General features: G+C 72.6%; 15 protein-coding genes and 1 rRNA gene. All 16 read right to left on the reverse strand.

What is annotated here, in order from left to right; genetic code table 11:
* Positions 1-351, reverse strand: a 351-nt coding sequence (locus JAV76_RS14715; RefSeq protein ID WP_198734831.1) for an endo-1,4-beta-xylanase, incomplete at its 3' end; no start/stop codon positions are given.
* Between the two features lie 117 nt (positions 352-468).
* Positions 469-3000, reverse strand: coding sequence for a glycoside hydrolase family 48 protein (locus JAV76_RS14720; protein WP_198734832.1), 2532 nt, complete (start codon positions 2998-3000; stop codon positions 469-471).
* Between the two features lie 212 nt (positions 3001-3212).
* Positions 3213-3875, reverse strand: coding sequence for an NUDIX domain-containing protein (locus tag JAV76_RS14725; RefSeq protein WP_198734833.1), 663 nt, complete (start codon positions 3873-3875; stop codon positions 3213-3215).
* Position 3876: 1 nt separating this feature from the next.
* A complete protein-coding gene (gene pyrG, locus JAV76_RS14730) occupies positions 3877-5502 on the reverse strand; it encodes a CTP synthase (RefSeq protein WP_198734834.1) in 1626 nt (541 codons plus the stop codon).
* Positions 5503-5605: 103 nt separating this feature from the next.
* Entirely contained in the window at positions 5606-6748 is a 1143-nt protein-coding gene (locus JAV76_RS15165; RefSeq protein WP_198734835.1) for a glycosyltransferase family 4 protein, read from the reverse strand.
* Positions 6735-8357, reverse strand: coding sequence for a murein biosynthesis integral membrane protein MurJ (gene murJ, locus JAV76_RS14740; protein WP_198734836.1), 1623 nt, complete (start codon positions 8355-8357; stop codon positions 6735-6737). Before murJ ends, JAV76_RS15165 begins: the two co-directional genes overlap by 14 nt.
* The gene (locus tag JAV76_RS14745; protein ID WP_307844286.1) at positions 8354-9076 is read right to left on the reverse strand and encodes a hypothetical protein; all 723 of its coding nucleotides are present in this window, start codon (positions 9074-9076) and stop codon (positions 8354-8356) included. Before JAV76_RS14745 ends, murJ begins: the two co-directional genes overlap by 4 nt.
* A 131-nt stretch (positions 9077-9207) precedes the next feature.
* Positions 9208-10245 (reverse strand): copper transporter, encoded by a 1038-nt coding sequence (locus JAV76_RS14750; protein ID WP_198734838.1) that lies wholly within the window; start codon positions 10243-10245, stop codon positions 9208-9210.
* A 46-nt stretch (positions 10246-10291) separates the two neighbouring features.
* A complete protein-coding gene (gene steA, locus JAV76_RS14755) occupies positions 10292-11488 on the reverse strand; it encodes a putative cytokinetic ring protein SteA (RefSeq protein WP_198734839.1) in 1197 nt (398 codons plus the stop codon).
* A 5-nt stretch (positions 11489-11493) separates the two neighbouring features.
* Positions 11494-13227: a DNA repair protein RecN gene (gene recN, locus JAV76_RS14760; protein WP_198734840.1), complete on the reverse strand. Its 1734-nt coding sequence runs from the start codon at positions 13225-13227 to the stop codon at positions 11494-11496.
* A gap of 3 nt (positions 13228-13230) precedes the next feature.
* On the reverse strand, positions 13231-14151 hold the full coding sequence (locus JAV76_RS14765) for an NAD kinase (protein ID WP_198734841.1): 921 nt from the start codon (positions 14149-14151) through the stop codon (positions 13231-13233).
* Positions 14148-15089 (reverse strand): TlyA family RNA methyltransferase, encoded by a 942-nt coding sequence (locus JAV76_RS14770; protein WP_198734842.1) that lies wholly within the window; start codon positions 15087-15089, stop codon positions 14148-14150. The genes JAV76_RS14765 and JAV76_RS14770 overlap by 4 nt, the downstream gene beginning before the upstream one ends.
* A gap of 55 nt (positions 15090-15144) precedes the next feature.
* Positions 15145-15321 carry a hypothetical protein gene (locus JAV76_RS14775; RefSeq protein WP_198734843.1) on the reverse strand — a complete coding sequence of 59 codons (177 nt, stop codon included), beginning with the start codon at positions 15319-15321 and terminating at the stop codon, positions 15145-15147.
* Positions 15322-15403: 82 nt separating this feature from the next.
* Positions 15404-16432 (reverse strand): HAD-IIA family hydrolase, encoded by a 1029-nt coding sequence (locus JAV76_RS14780; RefSeq protein WP_198734844.1) that lies wholly within the window; start codon positions 16430-16432, stop codon positions 15404-15406.
* Positions 16429-17184 carry a tetratricopeptide repeat protein gene (locus JAV76_RS14785; protein ID WP_307844287.1) on the reverse strand — a complete coding sequence of 252 codons (756 nt, stop codon included), beginning with the start codon at positions 17182-17184 and terminating at the stop codon, positions 16429-16431. Before JAV76_RS14785 ends, JAV76_RS14780 begins: the two co-directional genes overlap by 4 nt.
* A gap of 1141 nt (positions 17185-18325) precedes the next feature.
* A 5S ribosomal RNA gene (gene rrf / locus JAV76_RS15375) occupies positions 18326-18401 on the reverse strand; the annotation flags it as partial.

An 18401-nucleotide genomic window follows, 5' to 3' on the forward strand; every position in this document is an offset into this window, starting at 1 on the left:
GCCGTAGAGCTCGGCGTCGTTGTCGGCCGCGAACTGCGCGACCTCGTCCGCCCCGCCCCACGTGAACGTCCCGCGGTTGGGCTCGGTGGAGTCCCACTTCATCGCGTTCTCGGCGACGACGAGGGAGAACTCGCGCTCTGCGACGGACCGGTAGGCGGGGTCGTCGAGGAGGTGCGGGGCGAGGGCCACCCCGACGGTGCGGCCCGTGCGCTCCGCAGCGTCGCGGAGCGGTTCGCGGTCGGCCGCCGAGGCCGGTGCGGTGAGGACGGGAGCGAGGAGGCTCCCTGCGACGAGCGCGCTGCCGAGGACCGCGGCCACCCGCGACCATCGTCGTGGTGCTGTTCCGTTCATGACGTCCGTCCTGTCTCGTGCTGTGGGCGTCGTGCGCCCCGATGGGAAGGAGCCGTGGTCCCTGGGTGGGACCACGGCTCCTGTGGTGGGCGGGGCGGTGCCTCGCCGGTGGTGGTGCTAGTCGCAGGTGGTGCCGTTGACCGTGAAGGTCGTGGGTGCGGTGTTGGTGCCGCCGTGGGTGCCGTTGAACCCGAGGGTGGTGCTGGCCCCAGGTGCGAGGGTCCCGTTCCAGCCGGCGTTGGTCAGGGTGACCTGGTCACCGCTCTGGGTGGCCTGGCTGGACCAGGCCTGGGTGATCTGCTGGCCGGCGGGGAACTGGAAGGCGAGGTTCCAGCCGGTCAGCGCGGTGGTGCCGGTGTTGGTGATGGTCACCGACGCGGTGAACCCGGTGTTCCAGTCGTTCGTCGTGTACGCGACGTCGCACGTGGCACCCGGCGCCGGGTCGGTCGGCTCGTCCGTGGGCTCATCGGTGGGCTCCTCAGTCGGTTCCTCGGTCGGCTCGTCCGTGGGGTCCGGCGTCGGGTCCGGCGTGGGGTCCGGGTCAGGCTCGCCGGACGACTCGCCGAAGAGACGGTCGTAGTCGGCCAGAGCCGTCGCCACGGCCGTCTGCGCCCAGAACCGGTGGTAGTTGAACTCGGGCGCCGGTCCCCCGTCGAGGTACGCCTGGACCTTGGGCCAGTCGGGGTCGTCGAGGTACCAGCTGCGGATGTCGAGGAAGCTCACACCGGGCTCGATGACGTCACCGTTGGGCATGGTGCCGCTCCACCCCTCGGGCACGTACACGCCGTCGCCCGTGGTCGTGTCGGTGAGGACGTCGTCGAACCGTGCGAAGTCCTCGCGGGTCTCCGTCGTGGACACGCCCTTGTCGTCGCGGTTGTTCTCCCAGATCCCGTCGAGGAGGGCCTTCGCGACGGCCTGCGCCTCGGCGTCGTCGGCGCCGGCCGCGTAGTACATGAGGGTGCGGGCGAGCGCGCCGGCGACGCCGACGTCCTGGCCCTGGCTCTTCACTGCCACGTGGAGGCCGTCGTTCTCCCCGGGGTTCGCGGGGTCCCAGGTGTCGGGTGCACCGGTCCACTCGAGTGTGGACGGCACGGACCAGTCCGCGTCACCGGTGGCCTCGGTGTTGGCGATGGCCCACGGGACCCACCGGTCGAGGATCTCCTTGGCACGGGCGTCACCGGACGCGTAGTAGAGCTGGGCGACGCGCTCCATCGACCACACCTGCATCCCGAACCACTCGTTCGAGGGCGGGTCGTGGTAGACGGGAGCCTCGGTGTAGCCCATGCCGTAGAAGGTCGGGGTACCGGCGGGCGGCGTGCCGTACGCACCGTCCCAGCTGTTCGTCGCGCCGCCGGCGATGCCGCCCTCGGCGGACTGGAGCCACTGGTAGAACTCGAGCTGACGGTCGAGGCTCGTCTCCCAGTCCCCCACGGCGGTCGGGGACTCCGGCTGGAGCGCCGGTTGCGTGGAGAGCGCCCAGGCAGCCATCGGGTTCTGGTAGCCGAAGTGGCTGGGGCTCGAGCCGATGCGCCACGCCCATCCGGCGGACCCGTCGAGAGCGCCGCCCCACGCGTAGTACCAGGACATGAGGTAGTGGGCGCTGTCCTTGCCGGACCCCGCCGGGCAGCTGGGGCTCGTGCACCCGATCTTCTTGAAGTACTTGTCGTACATGGCGTACCGGAGATAGTCACCCATCTTCGCCGCCTTGCTGACGGTGGGCGCGATCTCGTCGGCCTTGCCCTGCTCGCTCGCCCACGTGTGCGCCCAGTAGGCGGCGTCGATCGCGCGGGCGTCCGCGTCGGGCGCGTTCGTGTACTTCCACTGCTTGGCGTAGGTCGCGTCGTCGGTGAAGAGGTCGAGGAAGCCGTTGGGGCCGCCGAACTCGAACTCGTCGCACGAGGGCTGCGGGATCGTCTCCCAGACGGACTCCTGCGGACCGCGCTGGAAGGTGTTGATGTAGGACGTGCCGCTCGAGGACGGACCGTTGGTGCAGCCCTCCCCCGGCGAGGCTCCGAAGCCGTAGATGTTGTCGACGTCCGCGAGCCAGTGCATGCCGTACACGTCGGACGTGCCGTAGGTGTTCCGGAGCTCGGCACCGATGGGGTCGACCCCCGACGTGACACCGGGGTTGAGCGCCGACGGGTAGGAGCTGGGGTGACCGTGCTCGGCCGCGTAGGTCGCCGGGCTCTGCGGGTTGTAGAAGGAGCTCGTGGGCTGATCCGCGGACTGCGGGATCATGTACGTCTCCATGGTCTCCCAGGCGGCGTTGAACGGTTCCCAGTCCCCCGTGGCCTGACCGTAGGCCGCCTCGAGCCAGATCCAGAAGCTGTACGCCTCGGACGTGGTCTCGTGCCCGTAGTCGGGGGCCTCGACGATGAGGGTCTCCACCGAGTGGTATGGGATGCCCTGAGGGCTGAAGTAGCCGTTCGCGGGGTCGTGGAGCTCTTCGTAGAGCTCGAGGAAACGCTCGGTGTACTCCCCGGATGGTTCGGCGGCGGTCGCGAGCGCCGCGGGGTCGACGGGGGTCGTCACGTCGCGCGGCGTGCTCGAGGCGACGGCGGGCTGGATCCCCGCCAGCGCGACGAGCGACGTTGCTCCCAGCGCGGCGATCCCCGCCCAGGCCGGGCGGCGTCGGGTTGGTCCTGGCATCAGGATTCCTCTCTCGATGGACGATCGGTCGTCCGCCCGCACCGCGCGTCGTTGCGTGGTGGGAGCGCTCCCAGAGAGGTTGCTCCTCCAGGTGTCGACCGGTGGAGGGGCCCTCCAGCCGACGCTGGCTGAAGGTGCGACCCTGCACGAGTGACACAGTGGCACCCCGCCGAGCCGACGGGGAGCCACTTAAGCGTTTCGGGTCGGAAAGGTCAGCCCCGGCGCTCCGGCCACGGTGTGTCCGCGGGCCGCAGGGTCGCCCAACCGGTCGAGCGCGACGCGACAGCGGCGAGTATCCCGACGACCGCGGAGGGGTTGTGGAGATCCCCGCGCAGGACCGCCGCGACGGCGTCGTCGAGCGGCACCCACCGGGCCTCCATGTCCCGCTCCTCGTCCTTGCGGGTGTGCCGCTCGGCCTCCGGGACCTCGGAGACGCCTCTGGCGAGGAAGACGCGGAGGGCCTCGTTGTTGCCGCCCGGGGTGGTGAAGTAGTCCACGAGGACGTCCCAGGACTCGGCGACGAGGTCGGCCTCCTCCGCGAGCTCCCTCGCGGCAGCCTCGACGGCCGGCTCGCCCGCGACGTCGAGCAGGCCGGCCGGCGGCTCCCAGAGCTCACGCCGGACGGGGTGCCGGTACTGCTTGAGCAGGAGCACACGGTCCTCGTCGTCGAGGACGAGGACCGCGACGGCGCCCGGATGGTCCACGAACTCCCGGCGTACCGTGCCGTGGCCGAGGTCAGCCGTCTCCGACACGAGATCGAAGACGAAACCCTCGTGGACCGTCGCCCGCTCCAGGACCGGGCGGGGCGACAGGACGTCCGCGATGCCCGTCCCCTCGGGTGCGGTCCCACCGGCGGCCGCGGTCCCGGTGGCCATGTCAGCCGTCCTGGCGGACGAGCGCTGCGCGGACGAGGCCTGAGAACAGCGGGTGAGCGCGCGTGGGGCGCGACTTGAACTCCGGGTGGGCCTGGGTCGAGATGTAGTACGGGTGGACGTCCTTGGGCAGCTCGACGAACTCGACCAACGAGGAGTCCGGTGACGTCCCGCTCACCACGAGACCTGCCTCCTCGAGCTGCTGGCGGTAGAGGTTGTTCACCTCGTAGCGGTGACGGTGTCGCTCCGTGACGAGCTCGCTGCCGTAGACCTCCGACGCGAGGCTCCCCGGGGCGAGGACGGCCTCGTAGGAGCCGAGGCGCATGGTCCCGCCGAGGTCGCCGGCCCCCCCGACGATCGCCAGCTGCTCCTCCATGGTGGCCACCACCGGGTGCGGCGTGGCGGGGTCGAACTCGGACGACGACGCGCCCTCGAGGCCCACGACGGTCCGCGCGTACTCCATGACCATCGACTGCAGGCCGAGGCAGATCCCCAGCGTCGGGACCTTGCCCTCCCGCGCCCAGCGCAGCGCACCGAGCTTGCCCTCGATGCCGCGCACCCCGAACCCGCCGGGGACGAGCACCGCGTCCACGCCGCCGAGCGCCGCCTCGGCACCCTCCGGAGTCTGGCAGTCGTCGGAGGGCACCCACCGGATGGTGACCTTGGTGTCGTTCGCGAATCCGCCGGCCCGGAGCGCCTCGGTCACCGACAGGTAGGCGTCGGGGAGGTCGATGTACTTCCCGACGAGTGCCACCTCCACGCGGCGCTTCGGCTGGTGGACGCGCTCGAGGAGCTGCGACCACCCGTCCCAGTCGACGTCGTGGAACGGCAGGCCGAGGCGGCGCACCACGTACGCGTCGAGCCCTTCGGAGTGGATCACGCGCGGGATGTCGTAGATGCTCGGGGCGTCCTTGCAGGTGATGACGGCCTCGTTGTCGACGTCGCACATGTTGGCGATCTTCAGCTTGGTGCCCTCCGGCACGTCGCGGTCGGCGCGCAGGACGATGGCGTCGGGCTGGATGCCGATGCTGCGCAGGGCCGCGACGGAGTGCTGGGTGGGCTTCGTCTTGAGCTCGCCGCTGGGGCCGATGTACGGGACGAGGGACACGTGGAGGAAGAAGACGTCGTCGCGACCGACGTCGTGCCGCACCTGACGGGCGGCCTCGAGGAACGGCTGCGACTCGATGTCGCCCACCGTCCCGCCGATCTCGGTGATGATCACGTCGACGTCAGGGCCCGCCTGCGCGCGCATGCGGACCTTGATCTCGTCGGTGATGTGCGGGATGACCTGCACCGTGTCGCCGAGGTACTCGCCGCGTCGCTCCTTCGCGATGACCTGCGAGTACACCTGGCCGGTGGTCACGTTGGCGGCGGCCGCGAGGTCCACGTCGAGGAACCGCTCGTAGTGCCCGATGTCGAGGTCCGTCTCGGCGCCGTCCTCGGTGACGAAGACCTCACCGTGCTGGAACGGGTTCATCGTCCCCGGGTCCACGTTGAGATACGGGTCGAGCTTCTGCATCGTCACCCGCAGGCCGCGCGAGCGGAGGAGGCGACCGAGGCTGGACGCCGTCAATCCCTTGCCGAGCGAGGAGGCCACACCCCCCGTCACGAAGATGTGCCGGGTCGTCATCTCCGACCGGACGCGGTTGCTGGACTGAAGCCTGTTCCCATGGTCTGCCACGGGGTTCCACTCTATCAGGCGACCTGCGCCCCGTGCGGTGACGCAGGGCACGTCACGTCGACCGCGGGACGGCCTGCCTACGCCCTGGTGACCCGTCCTGCCCGACGTACACGGACCTCAGGCTCGCCACGACGTCCTTCTCCGTGGGGAGCTCCGCCGCCCTCGCCGCGGCCGCGACGACCAACCGGCGCCGTGCCGCGTCGTCCTCCATCAACGCCGTGACCGCCTCGACCAGCGCCTCGACGTCACCGGGCGGGACGAGGCGTGCCGCCCCCCCGGTGACCTCCCCGGTGCCACCCGCGTCGGTCGCGACGATCGCCGCGGGCGCGGCGAGGGCCTCCTGGAGCCAGATGGGTTGCCCCTCCCACACGGCCGTGCTCACCACGACATCGGCGGCGGCGAGGAGGTCGGGGGCGTCGTCCCGGAAGCCGAGCAGCCGGACGGGCAGGTCACGCCGAGCCACCTCGGCCTGCAGCCACGCGTCGAGCGGCCCACCGCCCGCGACCGCCCAGACGAAGCGTCCTGCCCGCCCCCGCAGGCCCTCGGCCACGGCGCACAGCACGTCCAGGCCCTTCTGCGGAGCGAGCCGGGCCACGGTCACGAGGAGCTTCTCGTCCGGACCCACGCCGAGATCGTCGCGGACGTCCCCGACCGTGCGGGACACGGCCGGTCGTCCCGGCGCCGGGACGAGCGCCCGGGTCGCGGACCGGGCGCCCCGCGCCAGGGCGCGAGTGACGAGGTCCCCGCTCACCCCGAGGACCACGTCGCTGCCCCTGGCCACCACGAGCTCCAGGGCGCCGGAGACCGCGCGGACGTGCCACGGGCCCACGGGGAGGTTGTGGAGCGTCACGACGACCCTGGGGCGCTCACGCATCGCCCTCGTGGCGAGCACCGCGAGAGCACCGGCACGCAACCCGTGGGCGTGCACGACGTCCGTCGACCCCGCGAGGCCACGCAGCGCACGGACCGTGGCGACGTCCCGCGGACCTGGCCGGTCGGCGATCTCCACCCGGTGGAACGTCACGTCCTGACGTCGGCCCTCGACGGTCGGGCGCACCGAGGTGGGGCCTGCCACGGACACCGACCAGCCGCCGGCACCGTCGGTGAAGAGGGAAACGAGCTGCGAGACGTGCCGCGCGACTCCGCCGGCGCTGGACCCGAGCACATGGAGGACCTTCCGGTCAGGACCGGTCACGGGCACCTCCACGGACGACGGTGACGATGGACCGGTCGAGCGCCCACACGGCCCCGACCACGACGCACGTGGCGACGACCGCCCCGAGCGCACCGGCGAGGACGGAGTCGATCATCCCGCCCCGCGCCGGGAGGACGACGTCGACCACCGCCCGCCCCAGCGCTCCTCCGGCGATCCCGGCGACCACGACGACGGCCGTCGTGCGGGCCACGCCGCGGGTGGCGTCGGCACCCGCGTGCCTGTGCAGACCGACCACCAGGAGCACCCCCGCCAGCAGCATCCCAGCAGAGCTCGCGAGACCCAGCGCGACGAGCGTAGCGCCGAGGTCCTGCCCTCCGGACGTCGCGACGTGGGGTGCGACCACGGAGAGGACCGCGACGAGCAGCCAGCCGGAGGCCGCACCGAGGACGGCGGTGCGTCCACGGTCCAGGGCGTAGAGCGCCCGGGAGAGGAGGAACACGAGGCCGAAGCCGAGGAGTCCCGGCGCCGCCCACGTCACCGACTGCGCCATCCCCTCCGCACCACCCCCGGTCGTGAACGTCCCGAACGCGCTCTCCACCGCGGTCCCCGCAGCGACGAGGGCTGCCGCACCGACGGCGCCGACGACGAGGACGACGCGCGTGCTCCCCGCGGCGAGGCGCGCGAAGCCGGCGGGGTCGCCCGCCTCGGCGCGGTCGGCGAGGCGCGGAAAAGCGCTCGTGGCCAGGGGCACGGCGAGGATCGCGTAGGGGAGCACGTAGACGGCCTGCGAGTACTGGTAGACGTTGAAGGCCTGATCACCGCCCGAGCGCCCCGCCCCCACGAGCACCGCGACGACCGCCACCTGCTGCGCGGTGAGCGCTCCGATCCCGGCGAGCGCCAGGTCTCGTGCCCGTCGCCCCACGCCCGGCGGGAACCGGAGGGTCGGCCTGAGGCGGACGCCCGCACGGTGGACCGGGACGAGGAGCGGCAGGCTCATCGCGACGACGCCGGCCGTCGTCCCCCAGGCGAGCACTGCCACCGCAGCGGACGGCACGTCGGACGTCCCCGTCCCCTGACCCCGGACCAGGTGCCCGAAGAGGAGGTACGTGCCGATGACCACGACGCTCGAGAGCATGGGGGCCGCGGCGGGCCAGAAGAACCGCCGGTGGGCCTGGAGCACGCCGGACAGGACGACGCCCACCCCGTAGAGCGGGACCTGGACGGCGAACACGACGAGGAAGTACGCGGCCGCTCGTTCGCTCGACACGTCGTCGAGACCGGGCAGTGCGCGGGCGACGAGCGGCGCGGTCGCCGCCGCGAGGACCGCGAGGGGCACGAGGACGAGCAGGGTCCAGGTGAGCAGTGCCGACGCGATGCGCGACGCCTCGTCCCTGGCGGCGCGGACCAGCGGCGCGACGAGCAGCGGGACGACCACCCCAGCCAGGGCGCCACCGGCCGCGACCTCGAAGACGACGTTGGGGAGGACGTTGGCCGCGGCGTAGGGCGCGGCGATCCCGCCGCTGCCGACCTCGCCGGCCTGCGCCACCCACCGCCCGAAGCCCAGGAGCCTGCTCGCGACGGTGACGAGGGTGATCATCGCTGCCGCGCCCGCGAGCGTCTGGGTGGCGCTCGAGAGGCGCCCTCTCACCGCGCGGTGCCCTCCGGGCTGGGTCGACGGCCCCAGCGGTCGGCGCGGTCGAGCCAGGGCGTCGACGCGATGACCGCGGAGAAGCTCGTCCGTTCGCTCGCCACGGTGAGAGCGACGAGGCCGGCGAGCGCCCCGAGCCGCACGGCGCGTGGCGTCGTGAGGACGAGCGTGGTGCCCAGGAAAGCACCGAGTGCGTTCGCCCCGCCGTCGCCGAGCATGTCCCGCTCCCCCAGGTCGCCCGGGGCGGCGGCCGCGACACCACCGAGCACGGCGGCAGGGGCCGGTGCCCCCGTCGCGAGCGTGAGCGTCGCGGCGACGGCGCCCGAGACCTTGAGGGCGCGGCCGGGACGGAGGTCGAAGAGGTTGACGAGGTTCGCGGCCGCGGCGATGGTGGCGCCGTCGGCCAGGACCCCGAGGGCGCGTCCTGTGGAACCCGTCCCGTCCTCGTCGGCCGCGACGTGCGCAGCGAGCACAGCGCCTGCTCCGATCCCGAGGACCTTGAGCACCCCTGTCGTCAGGCGACCGTCGCGTGCCGCGCGCAGGTGGCCCTTGAGCCCCTTGGCCTGCCCTCCGCGCTCCGCGAGGTCGTCGACGATGCCGAAGACGCCGGCGGTCGACGTCGCGAGGAGGAGAGCCGAGCGGTGTGGTCCCGGTGGCACCGCGACCGAGCCGCCGGCGAGGATCCCGGCGAGCACCGCGGGGCCTTCGAGGAGGCTCACGTCCTCACCACGGTGGTTCGTCCGTGTCCACCGCCGCCGACCGCCCGGAGGGCGAGCCCCCAGGGCCCACCTCGCCCCGTGCGTGGTCGCGGCGGCGACCGCGGCAGCGACGAGAGCACGCCGTGGGCGGCTCATCCGTCGGCCTCGGTTCCCTCGCCGCCCGCCGGCGCGTCCGCGGCGTCCTCCGTGCCGACGGTGCGGTCGACGGGCTCCAGGGTCACCACCGGCGGAATGGCCGCCGTGGCATCGGAACCTGTCCCGAAGTGACCGACCGAGCCGGCGACCCGGACGGCCAGCGCGAGCGGGACGTTGACCTGCCCGGTGATGGTCCCCATCCCGGTGACCGTCGCGATGGACGCCGCGAGGTCCTCGTCGGACCGGACGCGGCTCACGAGGTCCCCGGGGCCGGGTGCACCGCCGACGACCACGACGGCCTCCGTACCCTCCTGCGCGGCAGTCGCGAGGTCCTGCCCCACGAGCGCCACCTGCTCGAGCGCTTCCTGGGTGGGGGTCTCGTCGCCGTCCACCGACTCGGCCCGCGGTGCGAGGACGACGACGACGTCGGCGGGGACGCTGCCTGCTGTGAGCACCTCGACCAGCTCCCCTCCGACGAGGAGGTCTCGGAGCACCGCGGCGTCGTCCGTGAGGGCGTCGGGGTCGGCGGGGTCCGCGTCGGACAGGGAGGCGACGAGCCCGCGCGCGAGGGTGAGGTCGTACCTCCCTGCGGAGGCCTCGGCAGGGAGGTAGTCGGCGAGGCTGGCGGCGTACGACTGCCGGGCGTCCGCCTGGTCCTGCGCGCTCCATGCCTCGGTCGTCCGGACGCGGGTCGTGACCGATCCCCCGGCCGCGGCGATCTGGGCGTCGATGTTCGCGGCGACGTCCTCGTCGACGGGGCCGAGCTCGACCACGGCGACCCTCCGGTCTGCGAGGACGTCGTCGAGGATCCGGGGCGCTGCGCCGGCGACGAACGCGTCGGTCCCCTCGAGGCGGGCCCGCGCGGCGTCGAGCTCGGCGCGGAGCTGGTCCTTCTCCGTGCGCAGGCCCTCGACCTGGCCGGTCAGCTGGTCACCGATCGACTCCTTGAGGGGACCCGCGCCGAGGATGATCCCGACGGCGAGCGCCAGGAACACGGAGATCAGCGAGACGATGTGGTAGCGGAAGTCGATCACGGGTGGGAGACCTTCTGGGGTGACGTGGGACGCAGCGGGCGGGGGGTCACGAGGTCCACCACGCGAGGTGGTAGATCCACGACCACAGGTCGTCGACGCGTGCGCCCACGAGGGCGATCGACGCCTGCCCGAGGGACGTCGAGACGAGGGCGGCGACGACGGCGATGAGGCCCGCTGCCGCGAGGAGGATGAGCTGGCCGTTGGAGATGCGGTGCCGGTAGAGCCTCGAGACGCCCTTGGCGTCGACGAGCTTCCCGCCGACGCGGAGGCGTGTGAGGAAGGTGCTCGCCATTCCGGCGCGCCCCTTGTCGAGGAACTCCACGAGGGTGGCGTGGGTGCCGACGGCGACGATGATCTCGGCCCCCATGTCGTCCGCGAGGAGCATCGCGATGTCCTCGCTCGTCCCTGCGGCGGGGAAGACGACGTGCGGCACACCGAGGGCGTTGACGCGTTCCATCCCGGGGGCACGGCCGTCACGGTAGGCGTGGACGACGACCTCCGCACCGGAGCGCAGGGCCTTGTCCGACACGGAGTCCATGTCGCCGACGATGAGGTCGGGTGACCACCCGGCCTCGATGATGGCGTCGGCACCGCCGTCCACCCCGATGAGGATCGGGCGGTACTCCTTGATGTAGGGACGGAGGGTCTGGAGATCTTCCTTGTAGTGGTACCCGCGGACGACGATGAGGACCTGGCGGCCGTCGATCTTCGTGGAGATCTCCGGGACGCCCACCCCGTCGAGCAGCAGGTCCCGTTCCCGACGCAGGTAGTCCATGGTGTTCGCGGCGAAGGACTCGAGCTGCGCGGACAGCCCTTCGCGTGCGAGCTCGAGGGCGGCCGAGACGGTCTCGACGGTCTGGAGCTCTCCTTCGGCGATGAGCTGGTCACCGACGTGGACGTCGCTCCCGTCGACGCGGACCGCTCGCCCCTCCCTGATGCTCAGGACGTCGGGGCCGAGGTCGTCGAGGAGCGGGATCCCTGCCTCGACGATGATGCTGGGCCCGAGGTTCGGGTACCGCCCGGAGATGGAGCGTGACGCGTTGAGGATCGCCGCTGGTGCAGCGGCCACGAGCGCCTCGGCGGCGATGCGGTCGACGTCGAGGTGGTCGATGACGGCGATGTCCCCGGGCTGGAGGCGCTTGGTCAGGTCCTTCGTGCGCCGGTCGACCTTCGCCGGCCCGTGGACGCCCGGCCCGGTCTGCGCCGTGCCCTCACGGGTCTGCGTGCTGCGGAAGATCTTCATCGGGCTCATAATCTCACAGCCGACAGCTCGAGAAGCTCGCTGGCGTGCTGACGTGCCGCCTCCGAGTCCTCCTGCCCGGAGAGCATCCGGGCGAGCTCCTGGACGCGGCTCGCGTCGTCCACGAGGCGGATCCCCGACTGGGTGATGGAGTCGACGCCGTCGTCGGTGGTGCCCTTCGTCACGACGAGGTGCGCGTCCGCGAAGGCGGCCACCTGCGGCAGGTGCGTCACGACGATCACCTGGGTGGTGCGGGCGAGGCGAGCGAGCCTGCGCCCGATCTCCACGGCGGCCTTCCCACCGACTCCGGCGTCGACCTCGTCGAAGATCATGGTGGGTGTGCGACGGGCGCCCGAGGCCTCCGAGGTGGCGAGCGCCACCTCGATCGCGAGCATGACGCGCGAGAGCTCACCACCGGACGCCCCCTTCCCCAGCGGTCGTGCGGTCCCGCCGCGATGGGCGGTGAGCAGCATCTGGACGGAGTCCGCCCCCCAGGGGCCGGGTTCGGGGAGCGGGGAGACCTCGATGTCGAGCGTGGCGCCCGACATGGCGAGACCGGCGAGCTCCGCGCTCACGGCGTCGCCCAGGGCTGCCGCGGCCTCCGTGCGCAGGGTGGTGAGGACCGACGCACGCTCCACGAGCTCGTGGTCGAGCGCGGCGACGCGCTCGGAGAGCGCGGAGATCCGCTCGTCGTCGTCCTCGAGCTCGAGGAGCCGGAGACCCGCGGTGCTCGCCCAGGCCAGCACCTCGTCGACGCTGCTGCCGTAGGTCCGCGTCAGGTGACCGAGCTCGGCCCGGCGCGCCTCGACGGCCTCCAGGCGGGCGGGGTCCGCGTCGAGCTCCGCGAGGTACGCGGAGAGCTCCGTCCCGATGTCGGCGACGGCGTACGCGACGTCGGCGAGACGGCGGGAGATCTCGGCGAGGCGCGCGTCGTGGAGCCCACCGCTCTCGGTGAGGCGTCGAGCACGGTCCACCAGCGCGACGACGTCGCTCTCCGCGTCGACGACGACGTCACCGAGGTCGTCGCCAGCGAGGGCGACGAGGGCGCCGCGGGCGTCGGTCCGCAGCTCCTCGGCGTTGGCGAGCCGCTCGGCGTCCTGGGCGAGCCGGACGTCCTCCCCGGGTGCGGGCTCGATCCTCTCGATCTCGGCGAGGCCGAGCCGCAGGAGCTCCGCCTCGCGCGCTCGTTCCTGGGCGAGGGTGGTGAGCTCGGTGAGCTCCGTGCGCGCGGTGGCGCGCTCGTTCCAGAGGGCCCGGTACTCGTCCAGCCGAGCCGCAAGGTTCTGGCCGGCGAAGTCGTCGAGGGCCTCACGCTGCCTCTGCGGGGCACGCAGACGCATCTGGTCCGACTGCCCGTGGATGGTCACGACGTCCTCGGCGAGCTCGCCGAGGACCGTGCGCGGAACCGCCCGCCCACCCACGTGGGTACGGGAACGTCCCTGTGCCGCCACCGTCCGGGCGATGAGCAGGCTGCCGTCCTCGTCGAGGGCGGCCCCTGCGTCGTCGACCCGCGCCACGAACCCCGGGTCGTCGACCGTCACCCGCCCCTCGACGAGGGCGCTGTCGGCCCCGGCCCGCACCGCGTGGACGTCGGACTTGCCACCCATGAGGAGGGTGAGCCCCGTGAGGACCATGGTCTTCCCGGCCCCGGTCTCCCCGGTGATGGCCGTGAGGCCCGGGGAGAACTCCACGCGCGCGCTGGTGATCACTCCGAGGTTCTCGATGCTCATCTCGTGCAGCATTGCCTACCTCTTCCCGGTGTCGACGTCTGGACGGTCCAGGGCTCCCCGCCACCCCACGACGGGGAGCGAGAACTTGCTCACCAGCCGGTCCGTGAACGGCGCCTGGTTGAGCCGCGCGAAGCGCAGCGGCACTGCCCCGGTGCGCACCTCGACGCGCGAGCCGACGGGGAGCTCGGTCCTGCGGCGGCCGTCGGTGATGAGGACGCCCTCCGCCCCCGAGCGGGTGGCGACCTCCACGGCGAACTGAGAGCGTGGCCCCACGACGAGGGGGCGCGCGAAGAGGGCGTGCGCGGACAGCGGGACGAGCAGCTTGGCGTCGACGTCGGGCCACATGACGGGCCCACCTGCCGAGAAGGCGTGCGCCGTGGAGCCGGTGGCGGTCGCCATGACGACCCCGTCGCACCCGAAGGACGACAACGGGCGGCCGTCCACCTCGATGGCGACCTCGATCATGCGTGTGCGCTCGTTCTTCTCGATGGTCGCCTCGTTGAGCGCCCAGTCCCGCACGGGTTCGTCCGTCCCCGGTCGGTGCACGGTGACGTCGAGAACCCCTCGTTCCTCCACGACGTAGTCGTGGGCGGCGACCCGCCGCACCGCCTCACGGAGGTCCTCCCGCTCGCTCTCCGCGAGGAAGCCCACGTGACCGAGGTTGACCCCGAGGAGCGGCACCGGGGTCCCGTGGGTGATCTCCGCGGCGCGCAGGATCGTCCCGTCGCCGCCGAGCACCATGACGAGCTCCGTGCCGCGGAGCGAGCTCCGGGCGTGGTCGAGCTCGAAGGTCGGGGTCCCGAGGTCGTCGGCGAGGGCGTGGTCGTCGAGGAGCACCTCGAAGCCTGCTGACCGCAGCTCCGGCACGGCTTCCCGCAACCCCACGACGGCCTCGTGGCGGCCACCGTGGGTCACGACGAGGATCTTGCGGCTCATGGTCGTCCTCCGGTCCTGTGCTCGTCCTGCACCGCGTCACGCGATGGCGCGGGGGCGGGCTCCTCGACCCAGAAGACCTGGGGCGTCCGCACCAGCGGCGCGCTCGACGCGCGACCCCTGGAGGTCCCCTTGGGGACAGTACCCTCGGCGCCCTCGGGTGGCGCGACGGCTCGCTCGATCATCGCACCCGGGTCGGACACGGGCGCGCTCGGTGAGAACCACACGAAGAACTCCCGGTTGCCGTTGGGGCCTGGCAAGGGGCTCGGGACCACGGCCCTGAGCCCCATGCCGACGACGCCGGCGGCGCGCACGACCGTGCGGACGGCAGCGGCGTGGAGCCCGCTCTCGCGGACCACTCCCCCGGTGCCCAGCCGGTCACGCCCCACCTCGAACTGGGGCTTGACCATGAGCAGCAGGTCGGCGTCCCGCGGGACGGTGGCCGCGAGCGCCGGCAGCAGGAGCGTGAGGGAGATGAAGGACACGTCGGCGACGACGAGCGACGGGGACCACGGCAGGTCCCGCGCCGTGAGCTCGCGAGCGTTGTACCCCTCGACGGCGTGCACCCGCGGGTCGTCACGCAGGTCGGGCACGAGCTGGTCGTGGCCGACGTCGAGAGCGATCACCCGACGGGCGCCGTGCCGCAGGAGCACGTCGGTGAAGCCGCCGGTCGACGCGCCCACGTCGAGGCATGAGGCCCCGTCGACGCGAGGTCCGAGAGCGTCGAGCGCGGTCAGCACGCCCTCGAGCTTGAACGCGCCCCGTGACGCGTAGCCGGAGTCGAGAGCGTCGGGGGCGACGACGACGGCGGCGTCGGGCGCGACGGAGGCGGAGGGTTTCTTGACCGGGCGACCGTCGAGGGTCACGGCTCCCTCTGCGACGAGACGTGCGGCGTCGCGCCGGGAGCGTGCGAACCCGCGCCGGACGAGCTCGACGTCCACGCGTGACGGGTGAGAGGACGCAACCTCGTCGCGGTCCTGATTTCGGTGCACCGGATCAGGCACCGGTGTCGTCGAGACGAGCTCGCAGGCTGTCGTGCACGGCCTCGAACACCGCGACGTGCTCGCCGACTGGCAGGTCGGCGAGCCGTCCCAGCTCCTCGACGGCCTCGGCGACAGGCGCCGCCGGTGCTGGGGCAGCGTCGGGCGTCGGTCGCGCGACGGTACCGGGCATCGGGGTCGGGGTGGCGTGATCCACTGCTCTCGCTCTCGGGTCCGGGCTGGTAGGGCACACCTACGCTACCCGCCCGGGTTCGTCAGGAGGCGCCACCCACAGGCAGGTCGGGGACGGAGCCTGCGTCGAGCGACCCTCCCGCGTCGACATGGTCCCAGGCGGCAGCGCACGCAGCGCGCACCGCGTCGACCCCGCCGTTCGCGCCGCGGCCGGACAGCTCGAGGGCGCCGTCGCGCACGCGCGCCGCCGCGTCCCCGCTGGTCCACCATCCGTCCTCCGCCTGGGTCGGCGCCGTGTGCGGCTCGAGGAGGCTCCTGAGGTCGGCACCGATGAAGTCGGGCCGTAGGCCCGGGGCGGCGAGGACATCGTCGCGTCCGTCGTTGACGCCGGTGAGGACGTGCAGGCCGGGATACCCTCCGGCTCGCGCGCCGGCGAGGTCCGTGTCGAGGCGGTCCCCGATGACGAGGGGTCGTCGGGCGCCTGCGCGTTCGACAGCCATCGCGTACATGGCGGGCGAGGGCTTACCGGCGCTGACCGGTTCGACGCCCGTGGCGTTCGTGACGGCTCCGACGAGCGCTCCGTTGCCCGGGGCGAAACCGCGGGCGGTGGGCAGCGACAGGTCGAGGTTGCTCGCGACGTGGACCGCGCCGGAGGCGACCGCGTACGCGGCCTCCGCCAGCTGCTCCCACGCGAGTGTCGGGGCGAAGCCCTGTGCGACAGCGGCGGGCTCGTCCTCCGCACTGTCCACGACGACGTACCCGGCAGCGGCGACTGCGGTACGGAGCCCCGCACCACCGACCACGAGGACACGCGAGCCCTGGGGCACGTGGTCGCCGAGGAGCCGAGCACAGGCCTGGGCTGCAGTCATCACGTCGGCAGGTGCGGCAGGGATGTCGAGCGACGTGAGCTGCTCCGCGACCGACTCCGGTTCGCGCGACGCATTGTTGGTGACGAACACGAGCCGCATCCCGGCAGCACGAGCTCCTGCAAGGCCGTCGGCAGCATGATCGATGGGTTCGTGACCCTTGTACGTCACTCCGTCGAGGTCGACGAGCGCGAGGTCGAAGGCCTGTGCGAGGGGGACGTCGCAGGACCCGAGGACGGCCCTCATGCGTCGGCCGTCTCGTCGGAGGCGGACGAGGAGCCCTCAGCGGCGCTCGAGGCGTCCTCCCCCGAGCCCGCGCCCTCGTCCGCGCTGGGCGAGCCGTCGGCCGTCACATCGCCCAGGTCGAACACGACGACGTCGCCCTCGGGCTCGTCACCCTGGACCTCAGCCCGTTCGTGGGGTGCCAGGCCGGCGAGGAGGGCGTCGGCCTCTGCAGTCCGACCAGCAGCCTCGAGGACAGCATGCCGCGCAGCGAGCACCCTGAGTGCCAGCTCGCGCTGTCCTGGAGGCACGGCGACACGGGAGAGGACAGCCTCTGCTGCGTCGGTCTCCCCGAGGTCGAGCCGGGCCCCGCTGGCGACGATGGCAAGCTCGACCTTCTGCTCGCCGTCCAACGTCTGGGCCTCGTCGGAGGCGACGAGCGCGAGGGCCCGCTCGGGGCGGCCCAGGCCTCGCTCGCAGTCGGCCATGACGGCCAGGTGCTCGGAGGACCCGTTCAGGCGGCGAACGGTTCGAAGCTCGCGAAGGGCCTCCGCGTACCGTTCGGTACGGTACGCGGTCAGACCGGCGGCCTCGCGAACGATGTCGACCCGCCCGGCCCTTCGCACCGCTTCTTGTGCGTGCTCGTAGGCCAGCTCGGGCTCGGTGTCGATGAGACGTCCCGCCATGATGAGGTGCTGTCCGACGACCTCCGCGTTGTCCTTGCTCAACGTGCGGAGGCGACCTCGTGCATCCTTGTCCATCTGCGAGTAGTGCACGCCCTCGGGGATCTCAGGCGCAGGATGGCGCGAAGAGGACCCCGCTGGGCGGTCGTCGCCACCGCGCCGCTCCTGGGTCCCGTTATCGGGTCGCGAACCACGGTCCGAGCGAGGACCCCGCGCGGGACGCCCGTTCTGCGGGGCACCGGAGCGGGAAGGAGCGCCGAAACGGGAGGGGGCACCGGAGCCCGTCCGGTCGCGCCCCCCTCGGGGATCGGGACGTTCCGAGCGTGCGGCACCGTCGGTGGTTCCGCGGTTCCAACGCTGACCGGTCGAGCCTTCCTCGCGTGACCTCGTGGGAACTCCGCTGTCTCGGCGAGGACCGCCACGCTCGTCACGTCGTGGTGCGCCTCCGCGATCAGGGCGCCCGGCGCCGCGATCGGCACGTCCTGCGGAGCCGGGCGCACCGCTCCGGTCAGCCCGAGGATCCGGGCGCTGCCGGTGCTCGTCCCGTCCTGGACGGTCGCTCGTGGTCCGCGAATCCGTACCCTCCCATCGGCGAGGTCGCGAGGCACGGTCTGTCTCCGCCCGACCGGCATAGGGGCGGTCATTCCGCGGTGCACGGGTCCCTCTGTCGTCCGTGGCCTCGCGACCTGGCGCGTCCTGACGGTTGCGGGTGCCGTACGGAGCATCGGTCCGACGGGGCCCGTGACCCCCCGCACCGTCTCGTGAGCCGACTCCCTGCTGTGCCGGACGTCCGTCACGGCCCCTCCCGTCGGAGTCTCGGCGGCGCCCGTCGTCGGGTGCCGCGTTGCGCGAGGAGGGAGCACCGGAGCCGTAGGCCTGGCCCGACCGGGTGCGCGGCTGATCACCGTCGCCGCGGGCAGGACGTCGGCCTTCGCCGGACCGGTCAGCGCGAGGGGTCCGGGGACCTCGATCGTCGGTGTGCTTCCGGGGTGCGGAACCGTCGCGCTTGTCGTCGCGTCGGGGCCGGCCTGCGGAGCGTGCCTGGTCGTCGCTCACGTGAACTCCCTCTTCATGTTGAACATGCGTGTCTATCTTCCCACCTCGAGACAGCTGGTTCGAGGGCAAGGGCCCGACCCGGCGCGCGGTGCGTCGCGGGTGTCTGGGTGTTGCGGGTGGGTGGTGGGGTGGAATGACGAAGGCCCACCCCTTGCGGGGTGGGCCTTCGTGAATGGTTGTCCGGCGGCGTCCTACTCTCCCACACAGTCTCCCGTGCAGTACCATCGGCGCTGAAGGGCTTAGCTTCCGGGTTC

Origin of the sequence: Sanguibacter suaedae (genome assembly GCF_016342785.1) — a bacterium.
Lineage (GTDB): Bacteria > Actinomycetota > Actinomycetes > Actinomycetales > Cellulomonadaceae > Sanguibacter > Sanguibacter suaedae.

Bases quoted from the DNA above. Each gene is read 5' to 3' on its own strand.
- JAV76_RS14720 (WP_198734832.1), bottom strand. From the start codon at position 3,000: ATGCCAGGACCAACCCGACGCCGCCCGGCCTGGGCGGGGATCGCCGCG.
- JAV76_RS14725 (WP_198734833.1), bottom strand. From the start codon at position 3,875: ATGGCCACCGGGACCGCGGCCGCCGGTGGGACCGCACCCGAGGGGACG.
- pyrG (WP_198734834.1), bottom strand. From the start codon at position 5,502: ATGACGACCCGGCACATCTTCGTGACGGGGGGTGTGGCCTCCTCGCTC.
- steA (WP_198734839.1), bottom strand. From the start codon at position 11,488: ATGAAGATCTTCCGCAGCACGCAGACCCGTGAGGGCACGGCGCAGACC.
- recN (WP_198734840.1), bottom strand. From the start codon at position 13,227: ATGCTGCACGAGATGAGCATCGAGAACCTCGGAGTGATCACCAGCGCG.
- JAV76_RS14765 (WP_198734841.1), bottom strand. From the start codon at position 14,151: ATGAGCCGCAAGATCCTCGTCGTGACCCACGGTGGCCGCCACGAGGCC.
- JAV76_RS14775 (WP_198734843.1), bottom strand. From the start codon at position 15,321: ATGCCCGGTACCGTCGCGCGACCGACGCCCGACGCTGCCCCAGCACCG.
- JAV76_RS14780 (WP_198734844.1), bottom strand. From the start codon at position 16,432: ATGAGGGCCGTCCTCGGGTCCTGCGACGTCCCCCTCGCACAGGCCTTC.